This is a genomic window from Ardenticatenales bacterium, from assembly GCA_020634515.1.
Lineage (GTDB): Bacteria > Chloroflexota > Anaerolineae > Promineifilales > Promineifilaceae > JAGVTM01.
In genome coordinates, this window is sequence record JACKBL010000005.1 from 138,988 (window position 1) to 151,213 (window position 12,226).

Sequence of the window (12,226 nt, forward strand, 5' to 3'; positions counted from 1 at the left end):
CAGAAATTATTCGGGGGTGGCAATGGCCAGTTGATCCAGAAGCGAAAGCACGCGGGCGCGGATGTCGTCACGGACGTGGCGAAAGACGGCCAGTTTCTCTTCCTCGCTCCCCGTGGCGGTTGCGGGATCGGGGAAACCGAGGTGAAGAATGCGCCCCTGACCTGGCCAGAGGGGACAGTTTTCGTGGGCGTCGTCGCAGACGGTGATGACGAAGTCAAAGGGTGTGCGCCGGAACGGCTCGACGGATTTTGAGTAGAGGCGACCGGTCTCGATGTTGATTTCGGCGAGGACGTGTAGAGCTAGGGGGTGGACGATGTGGGTGGGAGAAATGCCGGCACTTTCCGCCTCCCACACATCCCCCATCAACCCATTCACCATCGCCTCCGCCATCTGACTACGACAAGAATTCCCCGTACACAAAAACAAAACTCGTTTGCGTTTCATCAAGCCTCCATGTCCCCACACTAAGGAACGGAGATTAAATAAGACAACGAAGTTGTTTCCTTACCGTTCCATCAAACCGACGATGCAATTCCGTACTTTATTTCATCGTCAGTCCTAACCGAACCGCCCCGTAATATACTGTTCCGTCAACTCATTGCGTGGATTCGTAAAAATATCATTCGTGGGACCATACTCCACCAGATACCCCGTGCGATTCGAGTCTACCGTAAAAAACGCCGTGTAATCAGACGCCCGCGCCGCCTGCTGCATGTTGTGCGTGACAATAATAATCGTGTAATTTTGCTTCAACTCCTGGATCAACTCCTCAATCCGTAGTGTGGCAATGGGGTCCAGCGCCGAAGCCGGCTCATCCATGAGAATAATCTCCGGCTTCACGGCAATGGCGCGGGCAATGCAGAGCCGCTGCTGCTGTCCGCCGGAGAGCGACAGCCCGCTCTGATTCAGCTTATCCTTCACCTCGTCCCACAGCGCCGCCTGCCGCAGCGACTGCTCCACCAATTCATGCATGTCGCCGCGGAAGCCGTTGATGCGCGCGCCCCAAGCCACATTCTCGTAGATCGTCTTGGGGAATGGATTCGGTTTCTGGAAGACCATGCCAATCCGCCGCCGCACCTCCACGGGATCGACGTCGGCGGCGTAAATGTTACTCCCCTGGAACAGCACCTCCCCTTCCGTGCGCGCAATCGGAACCAGGTCGTTCATGCGATTGAACGCGCGCAGCACCGTACTCTTGCCGCAGCCGGAAGGTCCGATGAGGGCCGTAATCGCCCGGCTGTGGAAACGCAGATCGATCTCTTTGACGGCGTGAAAACTGCCGTAATAAATGTTCATCTGGCGTGCTTCTATGGCATATTGACCATTAGCGCGTGGGGTAGGCGTCATCTTGTCCTCCGAGAATAACGATTGCGCAAAAAAATGGCTGAGGCATTCAGGGCAATCAACATCACCAGCAGCACGATGATGGCCGCGGCGGCAATGTTGCGGAATTCATCCTGGGGACGCGAGGTCCACTGGTAGATCTGAATGGGCAGGGTAGTGAATTTAGAAAACGGACCGCTGGGGTCCACGGTGATGAAGGTGGACGCGCCCACGACAACCAGCGGGGCCGTCTCGCCAATGGCGCGCGACATCGCCAGAATCGTACCGGTGAGGATGCCGGAGAAGGCATTGGGCAGCACGTGGTGCCAGACGGTTTGCCACTTGGTGGCCCCCAGCCCCAGACTGGCCTGGCGCAGCGAATTAGGAACGGCGCGGATGGCTTCCTGGGCGCTGATGATGATGATGGGTAGGATGAGCAGCCCCAGGGTGAGGCCGGCGGAGAGAATGGTGCGCCCATTGGCGGTGGTGGTGTCGCCGACGAGGCCAAAGGCGGCACCGCTGCTGATTGGCTCCAACACACGCACAAAGATGGCCAGACCCAACATGCCGTAAATGATGGAGGGCACGCCGGCGAGATTGTTGATGTTGGTCTTGATCAGGCGATTGATGAACGTGTCCCGCGCGTACTCTTCCAGATAGACCGCCGCACCCACGCCAATGGGGAAGGAGAAGAGGATAGTGATGAGGATGGTCCAGAGGGAACCGAGGACGGCCGTGCGTACGCCGGCGAATTCCGCTTCGCTGGATTGCGGATTGGTGAGAAATTGGGGCGTGAGCCAGGAGCGAAACGTGAGTTCCGCGTTGGGGTAGTTGCGCTGCGCCTGTGCCAGCACCTGCGAGCGGCGCAAAATGGAGTCGGAGAGGCTCCACGTCTGTTGCACCTGCGGCTGCACGACGCGCTCCAGAACGAGGCTGTAGATGTTCTGCTGCGTGCGCGGGGGCAGGTTGCACGCCGCGGCGGGTTCGGCGCGGCGGCATACTTCGGCGAAGACATCTTCTTTTTCAAAAACCAGACGGTCGGCGAAGAATCGCTGGTCCCGCTCCAAGCGCCGCCCCAGGCCGTTGGAGATGTTGGCGGCGAGGATGCCCACCAGTTCGTCCGCGGATAGGTCCGCCAGTTCGTCCAGGAAGAGCGTTTCCGCGAAGAAGTCCAGCGTGCCGCTGTCCGCGCCGGGCACGTAGCGGTCAATGGGCGTGGTGGGCCAGGCGGGGGCAGCGTCCGACCAGGTGGCGGCGTCGGTGAAGATGTGGCGCAGTTGCGCCGAATCCACATCGTTGGCAAAGGTGTTTTGCGTGCTGACGACGACAGCGAGGGCGTCCGTGCCGATGCGGATTTGCAGCGGGGTGCGGTTGTTGTCGCGGCAGGCTTCAAATTCGGCCTGATTGATGGGGCGGCTGGCGTTGGCGATGTCGGCGCTGCCTTCCACGCAGAGGCGGCGTAAGCCGGCGGTGCTGCCAATGCTGTCCAGGGTGGCCTGTCCCTGGTAGCCGTCGGCGTGGAAGCGGTTCAGCAGTCGTTGGGCCAGGGGGTAGATGGTGGAACTGCCGGCAATAACCAGATCCCCTTCCACCGCGGCTGCATCCACCGGCGGCAGCGCCTCTCCGGCGAGGCCACTGGCTTGCAGCCACGCCGCCCGCGCTTCTTGCAAGGCGGTGTTGCTGGCGGGGAAGTAGCCCACGTCGTCGATTTCCTCGTTGACGTGGGTGAGGACATAGTTGATGAAGGCAGCCACCTGGGGATTGGTGCGCAGGGCTTCTTCGCTGGTGTAGAGGTAAAGGGGGCGCGCCAGGGGGTATGCGCCGCTTTCGGCGCTGTCCGCGCTGGGGGTGACGCCATCAATGGACAACACGCGCAGGGTGTTTTGGTTTTGCCGGTAGTAGGCGTAACCGAAGAATCCGATGGCGTTGGGGTCTGATTGAATGCCGGCAACCAGTTCATTATCATCCTCGCTGGCAACTGTGTGCGCCGCGTGGAGGATGTTGTCTTCTTTTATCGCCAGCACCAGGCTGTCTGGCGTGATCTGGTTTTGCACGGCTACCAGGCCAAAGGAGTCGTTGATGATGTTAAAAATCAGCGTGACCAGCGTGATAATGCCCACGATGGTTGCGCCGAGAAAGAGAAAGCGCCAGATAGTCCCCACCTGGTGGCGACGTTTGACCAGGGCGGTCAGCCGTGTTCCCTCAGGATAGTCGCTCATTCGTACACCTCGCGGAAACGGGCCACAATGCGACGGCTAACAATGTTCAGTCCCAGCGTCAGCACAAACAGGAGCAGGCCAATGGCGAAGATGCTGTTGTAGTCAATGGAGTCGTAGCTGAGGTCGCCGCCGCTGATGCGTACGATGTGGCCCGTCATTGTTTCCGCGGCCAGGAAGGGATTGAAGACGAAGCTGAAGAGGCCATCTTTGCCCAGGGTGAAGTTTTTGGGGCCGGCTCCGGCGGCGATGGCGACGACCATGGTTTCGCCAATGGCGCGGGAGATGGCAACGACGAAGGCGGCGGCGATGCCGGAGAGGGCGGCGGGAACGACGACTTTGAGGGAGGTTTCCAGGCGAGTGGCCCCCAGGCCGTAGGCGGCTTCGCGCAGGGAGCGGGGGACGGCGTGTAGGGCGTCTTCGCTGAGGGAGGCGACCAGGGGGATGATGAGGATGCCGACGACGATGCCGGCAGAAGCGGAATTGAAAATTTGCACCACGCCCTCGCCAAAAATGCGGCGCAGTAGCGGCGTCATGAAGGTGAGAGCAAAATACCCATAGACGACGGTGGGAATGCCGGCAAGAATCTCCAACGTCGGTTTCAGGATGTTGCGCGCCCGCTCCGAAGCATACTCGCTCAGGTAGATGGCGCTGCCCAACCCCAATGGCAGGGCTACGAGCATCGCCAGGACGCTGGTGATGACCGTGCCTAACACCAGCGGCCAGATACCAAATTCGCCAATGGCCGGCTGCCAGTGGGTCGAACTGAAGAATTCGAGCAAGGACACGTCCGGGCTGCTAAAGAACAGCATGGCCTCCTTACCCAACTCATAAACAATACCCACGGTAGTCAGGATGGAAATGGCCCCGCATAAAAAGAGCGAGGCCTGGATGATGGTCTCGCCAATACGACGTTTGCGGGTCAGGCCTGTTGCGCTGGTGGCTGATTTCATCATGGATGTCGTCATATCGGCCATTCACGCCTCCTTCAAAATTGAAACCCTTAGGGTCTCTCAGACCCTAAGGGTTTTGCATGTGAGACCCTTTGAAACCCTTAGGGTCTCTCAGACTCTAAGGGTTTTGCCTTTTACTTGTTCGCGTCCAGCCAGTTCTGCATGGACTTGTTCAGCGCATCTTCACTGGCGGGGAAGTAGCCCACATTCTCGATCTCTTCATTCACGTGCGTGAGGTAGAAGTCAACAAAAGCGGCCACTTGCGGCTTCTCTTTCATAATATCAGCAGTGCTGTAGATGAACAACGGGCGCGCCAGCGGATAGGCGCTGGTTTCCACGTTGTCGAAAGTCGCCTCAACGCCATCAATGGAGAGGATCGTCAGCTTATCCTTGTTTTCCTGGTAGTAGGCATAGCCAAAGAAGCCGATGGCGTAGGGGCTGCCCTCCACACCCTGCACCAGCACGTTGTCGTCTTCGCTCAGTTGCAGGTTGCTGGCGGCCAGGATGGGGGTTTCGTCTTGATCAAACACTTCTTCCACGAAGTAGTCAAACGTACCGCTGTCCGTGCCCGGAATGAAGCGCTGAATCGGTTCGGCGGGCCAACTAGGATCTACGTCCGCCCACGTTTCCGCCGTAGAGAAAATCAAGGCCAACTGTTCCATCGTGGCCTCGGTGATGAAATCATTCTCTTTGCTTACAACCACCGCCAGGGCGTCCGTGCCCACGCGGAATTCGATAGGCTCACGGCCAATGGCGCGGCAGGATTCAACTTCGCTGTCCTTGATGGCGCGGCTGGCGTTGGAGATGTCGGTCTCACCGGCGACGCAGAAACGCTCAAAACCCGCGCCGCTGCCGATGCTGTCGATGGTGATATTGCCGGCATATCCTTCATCCTGGAAACGCTCGGCCATACGCTCGGACAGGGGGAAGACGGTAGAACTCCCCGCCGTTACGATGTCGCCCGTCACTTCCAGCGGATCAACTGCCGGCAGCATCCCTTCATCCATGGCCGGCTCAGCCGTTGGGGGCACAGTCGTTGGCTCGGCGGGCGCCTCCGTCGGCGCCGCCTGCGGTTCACTCGTCGTGTTGCCCCCACAGGCAGCCAGCATCAGCGCCAGAACCGCCACAATACCAAAAAGGAAGAACTTACGTTGCATGTTTTATCAATCTCCTCAAACAGTTGTCAGTTTGTGACTATACAGGTCATCTGCCCAGATTGGACCAATTTGCTCTGGTTGAATCTTATTGATGTCTACAAAATTGGTCCAATCTCTCGGAGACGTGAATAGTTACGTCAGTTTTAACTAACCGTTGCCCGTGGTATCATGCCACGACACGGTAGCCATAAAATAATCGCCTAAACAGTCTGAATTCTCCTCCAGGCCGTTTGCCAGCCGGAGAACGTCGGCGCATAGGCATCGTGTCACCATGCCTGCACACCAGAATACCATCCTGTATTTAACGCCCTTTCAAATTGTCTTTAACAATTAGCTAAGGCTTCGTAAAGGATTGATTAACGGAGACGGGCGGCATCCCCCGGCGCTCAGGCGCTGAAGACAAGCCGACCTTCCTCGAAGTGGAGGAAGGTCGGACGAGAAGAGACCAAGGCGGAGCATCTAGCCCCACGGAAATGTAGCAGAATGGATTTAAGAACAGTTCAAAACGGCGTTAACGTCTGGCAAAGAAACCATTAACAGCAGGTTAACAATCCGTGGAAGGTATCGTTCGCCAGCGAATTCCGTAGTCCGATTTTCCAATTCGGACAACCTCGTCCATGACCCGATCTTGCAATGGCTGCGTGCCGTCAAGAGGCAGTAGGCAGGGAAAAGGAAAACGTACTCCCTTTCCCCTCTTTGCTCTTCACCCAGATTTCCCCCCCATGCGCCTGCACCAGGTGGCGGGCAATTGCCAACCCTAATCCCGTGCCGCCGCGGCTGCGGGCGCGGTCCGTCTTGTAGAATCGCTCAAAAATACGCGGTAGGTCCGTCGGCGGAATGCCCACGCCGCTGTCCCGCACCGCGACAACTACCATCGGCGACCTGTCGAGCGTGGGTTTCTGATGCTGGGGACGCTCACTGTCAGAAACATAAACGCTGATATGAATTTGACCTCCCGGCAACGTGAACTTCACGGCGTTGTGCAGCAGGTTGGTCAAAACGCGCTGAATCCGCTCTGCGTCCACCAGAACGCGGGGGAGATCATCCGGCAAATTCAGGACTACCTCTACCTCGGCGCGTTCGGCCTGGGAATACAGCCGTTCCACCACGGGCTGTACGATGTTTTCCAGGGAGGTGGCTTGCAGACGCAAGGGCACTTTGCCGGACTCAATGCGCGCGAGTTCCAGGAGTTCTTCCACCATCTGCGTCATCGTGTCCACTTCCGTGACGGCGCGCTGGAGAAAACGGCGTGCCGCGGGCGGATCGTCCAGGGCGCTGTCGTGTACGGTTTCGATCAATGCCTTGAGGGAGGCCAGGGGCGTGCGCAGTTCGTGCGAAATGTTGCTGACGAAATCGCGGCGCACACTTTGTAGCCGATGGATTTCGGTGAGGTCCTGGATCAGAACCATGTAGCCTTGACTGGTCGTTTCCGCCAGGGGGGTGATGATCACCTGCCAAAATGTGGTCTGGTTGTGGGTGTACACTTCCAATGCGATGGTTTGTTCTTGTCCGGTGTGCCGGCATTCTTGCCACGCCTCAATCAAACGATGGTGACGCATCACCTCCGCCAGCGACGCCCCCGCCACATCCTTCCGCATCACCTCCAGCAGCGCCAGAGCGGCGGGATTGATGCGCTGCACACGCCCATCCCCATCCGCGATAATCACCCCGCCGCCCATCGTCCGCAGCACCGTCGCCAGATGATGCTGCTCCTGCGCCAGCGACGCATTCAAGCGGCGCAGATTGTCAATTGCCGCATTGAACGCCGTCGTCAACTGTCCAATTTCATCGGCGCGTGCCGGCAGCAGGCGTGCGCTATCATCCCCGGTGGCGATACGCCGCGCCGCCAGCGTCAACTGCGAAATGGGGCGCACAATAACCGCCGCCACCTGCCGCCCCAGCACAATCGACAGCCCGATCGCCGCCAGTCCCGCGCCCCACAACCAGATCGTGCGACAGTTTCCCGTCGCGCCGCACAGGGGCCGCGCCAGCCCATACGCCAACCCAAACAGCAGCAGCCAGATCAAGACGACATACGGCAGCGCAATGCGCCAGCGGAAACTCGTGAACACCGGCGAACCGTCCTTTTGTCTCAACCCTCGAAGCGATAGCCAATGCCACGCACGGTGACAATACGCTGCGCGTTGCCGGGATCCGGCTCAATCTTCTCGCGCAACCAGCGCACATGGACATCCACGGTGCGGCTGCTGCCGTCATACGTCCACCCCCAAACTCGCTCCAGGATCAGGTCGCGGGAGAGGGCAATGCCCCGATGCCGCGCCAGAAAAAGGAGCAGTTCGTACTCCTTCGGCTTCAAGCGCGCGGGTGCGCCGTCTAGCAGCACCTCGCGCCGCGCCTGGTCGATGACCAGGTTGCGAAAGACCAGCCGCCCGCTCTCCTTGTCATGCTCCCTGGTTTCTTCCTCCGTTTCCGCGGCGATTTCCTCGCGCATCAGGCGCACCCGGCGCAGTTGCGCTTTCACGCGGGCCAGCAGTTCGCGCATACTAAAAGGCTTGGTGATGTAATCGTCCGCGCCCATTTCCAGGCCCACGATTTTGTCTACCTCATCGGTGCGCGCGGTGAGCATAAGAATAGGCGTGCTCATTTGCTGGCGCAGGCGGCGGCAGACTTCCATGCCGTCCAATCCGGGCAGCATCACGTCAAGCAGAATCAGTTCGGGGTGCTGCTGCTCCGCCAGGGTGATGGCGCTGCGTCCATCGGCGGCGGTGATCACGTCGTATCCCTGGCGCGTCAGGTTGTAGGTCAACGTTTCGCGCAGAACGCTATCGTCTTCGACAATCAGGATTTTTTCGCTCATCGTACTCGCTTGTTGGTGTCACCCAGCCGCGCGGGCAGGGTGATGGCGCGTGCCGGCATTTTCCGACAATGAACCAACCCGCCGCTCTGCCGCCGCCAGGGTTTGCGATGTCAATTGATAGTGGGGATGAGCCACGGCGGTGGGATGGCCGTGGGATGCCGGCATTTCCTGGAATCTTCTCCCCCTCATTATACGCCGACACCGGGCCGCGCGTAAAGTCAGCGTGATGGCTGGCTATAAAGCGCGTGATAAATCTGATAACCCACAAAAATCCGCTCCACATATAAGCGCGTTTCCGCGAACGTAATCGCCTCCACAAACAGGTCCGGGTCTTGCGGCGCCTGCGCCTCCCAACGCGCCGCGTTGCCCGGACCCGCGTTATACGCCGCCAGCGCCGCATAAACGTGCCCATCAAAAGCGCGCAGTTGCTCCGCCAGATAAAACGCGCCAAAACGCAGCCCCACATACGGCTTATACAAATCCTCATTCTCATAATCCGGCCACTGCAACCGCTGCGCGATGTACACGCCCGTATCCGGGATGACCTGGCTCAGCCCCTGAGCTACGGCGGAGGAAGTCGCAAAACTCTCAAACAGGCTTTCCTGGCGCACCAGGGCCAGTTGCAGCAGCGGATCGAAGTCATACTCCCGCGCCAACGGCAAAATCAGGTCCGCATAGTAGGTGGGGTAGAGCAGGCGGGCCAGGTGTGGCGGCAGGGCGAAGATGGCCTGGTCGGAGAGATACTGCACGGCGGCGGCAGCCAGGATGGAGAGGCGATAGATGCCGCGGTCCCGAAACCAGACCGCCAACCGGTAGCTTGCCAGCGCGTCTTGCACATAGTCCTGACGTACCTGGTCTAGTTCCCGCGACGCTTCCGCGTACAGACCAAGCTGCCACAGCTTCGCGCCCCGCCGCAGCCGGTCATCCTCGGCCAGCGCCGGCGATAGTTCTTGCAAATTGCCCGTTGCGCCCCACCAATCCGCCAGCCAGGCCGCCGCCGTGGTCAGCGCCTCTTCGCTCTCGCTTGCCAGTGTGCCGTCGGCGGTCAGCGTCAGTGTCGTTGCCGGGGAAAATGGGGGTGCGCCGGCCACGACTTGCCGCAGGCGTAGGGTGTAGTAGCCAACGCCCGGCCAGGCGGCGGCCTGGGCGCGCAAATCTGGCAGCACGGGCGCGTCGGCGGGCAGCCGTTGTAGCAGCCAGAGCAGGGCGGCCGCGCCATAGTCGGCGGCGGGATATTGGGCCACCGCCGCGCTCCAGGCGGAGAATGCGGCTTCTTCGTCTCTGGCTTCCCAGGCCAGCCAGCCGGCGCGGAACATTGCTTCCGGCGCGTCCTCGTGCCAGTCGTAGGCGGCGGCCATCTGGCGGTAGCGGGCGGAGGCGCCGGCCAAGTCCCCTTGCTGCTCGCTGAGGGCCGCGGCGGACCAGGCGGCCTGGGCGGCATCGGGGCCGTCGGGGAAATCGGCGACGTAGGACTCGTAGGCGGCGATGGCCTGGTCCGCAAGCCCGGCGCGGGCGTAGAGGCGGGCGGTTTCAATGCGGGCGGCGGCGGGTTCGAGAAGGGCGTAGGCGTCCATTTGCGCCAGCGCGGCGTCCAGGTCGCCCAGTTGGGCGTAGCACCAGGCGAGATAGAGGGGGATGTCGGGGCGGGGATCGGGGTCGGCGAGGGCGGTGGTGAAGGCATCAATTGCCGGCACATACACCCCCGCGTAGTAGTCCACCAACCCCCGCTGAAATGCATCCACCGGTTCCTCCGCCTGCACCAGCGCCACCAGCGCCTGGTAACTGTCGTAGCTGCGCGGATAGTTGTTCACCGCCAGGCGAAAACGCGCATACGCCCCTTCCGTGTCCCCCGCTTGCAGCGCGGCGCTGCCTGCCAGGAACGTCACCTGCCCCAATGTGTAGTCCGTCACGGCCAGGTCGGCGATGGCGTCATACTGCGCCATCGCCGCCGCGAAGTCGCCATCTTGCAGGTAGTAGCCGGCCAGCGTTTCGCGCAGGTCAATGATGGTGAGGCGGTGCGCGGGCGCGACGGCGGCGGCCTCGTAGGCGGCAATGGCCGCGTCGCGGTCGTCCAGGAGCAAGTCGCAGGCGGCGATGTGTGGCTGCACGTAGGCGGCCATGTCCGGGTTGGCGCGCAGGTAGGCTTCGTAGGCGGCGGTGGCCGTGGGGCAGTCGCCCTGGGCGGCGGCAGCCAGGGCCAGCAGGAATTGTGCCGCTTGTGGGTGGTCGCCCGTGGCTTGTGGTAGCAGGGGCGGGGGCTCGTCCGTCGCGGGCAGCAGCGGCTGCACGGCGTCGCGGGCCTCCGCCCACAGTTCCACGCCCAGGTATGCCTGCGTCAGTCCCATGTGCGCCCGCGCCTGTTCATCTGGCGAGAGGTCGGCGGCGGCGGCCAGGCTGGCCTGGAAGGCGTCGATGGCTGTGGCGTAGTCCTGGTGGGCGAGGGCGCGTTCTGCCTGGGCCAGCCAGGCGGCGGGCTGGGGCGTGGCGGTTGGGCTGGGTGTGGGGCTGGGGGTTGTTGTGGGGGTGGGGGTGGGGGGAATGGGGGTGAGTGAGGGGGTGATGGCGGGCGTGGGGGGCGCCGTGAGGCGGGCGAGGACGGCGAGGGTGGGCGTGGGGCGTGGGGTGGCGGATGCCGGCATTAAAGCCACGCCCCCCTCATTCCCATCCGCGCAGCCCGCCAACCAGATCAGCGCCAGCAGCAAGGCGGCGACATGTCCAAACCATCGCCCCATTCACAGCTCCTCTTATTTTACCGGACCGAGGTCGGGCAGTGGCCAGTAGGAAACCCAGGCGTGGCCCATGATGTCCCTGATGGGAATGGGGCCAAAATAGCGGGAATCGTTGGAAACGCCGCGATTGTCGCCGAGGACGAAGATGTGGTCGGGTGGCACTTGCAGCGGGCCGAAGCTTTGTTGCCACGATTGAGCCAGGTACGGTTCTTGCACCTGTTCCCCGTTGACGAAAAGTTGGTTGGCGCGCACCTTGATGGTGTCGCCGGGCAGGCCGATGACGCGCTTGATCAGGGGGACGTCGTAGCCATCTACGTGGATAATGACGATTTCGCCGCGCGCGGGCAGGTGCAGGTGGGGCGTGACTTTTTCCACGAGCAGGCGCTGCCCGGTGTGCAGGCCGGGTTCCATGCTGGAGCCGTAGACGACGCTGGATTGGGCGATGAAGTGGACGAAGAGGATTGCGCCGATAAATGCCGGCATCAACGTCAACAGCACCTCGCGCCACAAAAACCGCGGCGCCCGCGCCACCCGGCGTCCTGGCGGGGGTGGCGTTTCCACGATGGCGTACATGGATTCAGGATCAGGGAACTGGCTCATGGGACCTTCCTGTGGAAAGCTATGTAGGGCGAGTTTCTAACTCGTCCCCTGCAAAAATAGGCTAGGGCGCATCCATATTTAAGATTGGAAATAATGGATGCGCTGGCAGGGTTCTTGCTTGTCGGATAGGCCGAAGTCAATTTTGCACGAACCCATAGGGATGAACGCGCATCAAACAAAAATCCGCGCCATTTGTGACAACATTTTCGTCTATTGTGGCTTCTACGCGCGTGGCTCCCGAGCTTGTCGAGAGGCAGCCAGACGGCGCGCCCCGCTTCCGTGTGCCACAAACACCCCTATTCTACCGATTCCCTATCCCCTTTCGTGGCGGCGTGCCGCATCAACGGCAAATGATCAACAAATCTTAATGATCGGGGGGCGCGTGAGCGCGTCATTGCCGGTCGGTGCCTGTCAGTCGATGGTGGGGGGG

Annotated in this window: 10 protein-coding genes; all 10 read right to left on the reverse strand. The window is 61.0% G+C overall.

Translation table 11 applies throughout. From position 1 onward, the window contains the following. Positions 1-6: 6 nt before the first annotated feature. On the reverse strand, positions 7-444 hold the full coding sequence (locus H6650_14655; GenBank protein ID MCB8953243.1) for an arsenate reductase ArsC: 438 nt from the start codon (positions 442-444) through the stop codon (positions 7-9). A gap of 114 nt (positions 445-558) precedes the next feature. Then, positions 559-1,347, reverse strand: a complete 789-nt coding sequence (pstB, locus tag H6650_14660; protein ID MCB8953244.1) for a phosphate ABC transporter ATP-binding protein — start codon at positions 1,345-1,347, stop codon at positions 559-561. After that, a complete protein-coding gene (gene pstA, locus H6650_14665) occupies positions 1,344-3,542 on the reverse strand; it encodes a phosphate ABC transporter permease PstA (GenBank protein ID MCB8953245.1) in 2,199 nt (732 codons plus the stop codon). The genes pstB and pstA overlap by 4 nt, the downstream gene beginning before the upstream one ends. Beyond that, positions 3,539-4,516 (reverse strand): phosphate ABC transporter permease subunit PstC, encoded by a 978-nt coding sequence (gene pstC, locus H6650_14670; protein ID MCB8953246.1) that lies wholly within the window; start codon positions 4,514-4,516, stop codon positions 3,539-3,541. Before pstC ends, pstA begins: the two co-directional genes overlap by 4 nt. A 110-nt stretch (positions 4,517-4,626) precedes the next feature. Next, positions 4,627-5,649, reverse strand: coding sequence for a PstS family phosphate ABC transporter substrate-binding protein (locus H6650_14675; protein ID MCB8953247.1), 1,023 nt, complete (start codon positions 5,647-5,649; stop codon positions 4,627-4,629). 647 nt (positions 5,650-6,296) lie between these two features. Next, positions 6,297-7,721 (reverse strand): HAMP domain-containing protein, encoded by a 1,425-nt coding sequence (locus H6650_14680; GenBank protein ID MCB8953248.1) that lies wholly within the window; start codon positions 7,719-7,721, stop codon positions 6,297-6,299. A 20-nt stretch (positions 7,722-7,741) separates the two neighbouring features. Next, a complete protein-coding gene (locus H6650_14685; protein MCB8953249.1) occupies positions 7,742-8,467 on the reverse strand; it encodes a response regulator transcription factor in 726 nt (241 codons plus the stop codon). Positions 8,468-8,485: 18 nt separating this feature from the next. After that, positions 8,486-8,632 carry a hypothetical protein gene (locus tag H6650_14690; GenBank protein MCB8953250.1) on the reverse strand — a complete coding sequence of 49 codons (147 nt, stop codon included), beginning with the start codon at positions 8,630-8,632 and terminating at the stop codon, positions 8,486-8,488. Positions 8,633-8,685: 53 nt separating this feature from the next. Continuing rightward, complete coding sequence (locus H6650_14695) at positions 8,686-11,199, reverse strand: transglycosylase SLT domain-containing protein (GenBank protein ID MCB8953251.1); 2,514 nt, start codon at positions 11,197-11,199, stop codon at positions 8,686-8,688. Positions 11,200-11,211: 12 nt separating this feature from the next. Further along, complete coding sequence (lepB, locus tag H6650_14700) at positions 11,212-11,796, reverse strand: signal peptidase I (protein MCB8953252.1); 585 nt, start codon at positions 11,794-11,796, stop codon at positions 11,212-11,214. Between the last annotated feature and the right edge of the window lie 430 nt (positions 11,797-12,226).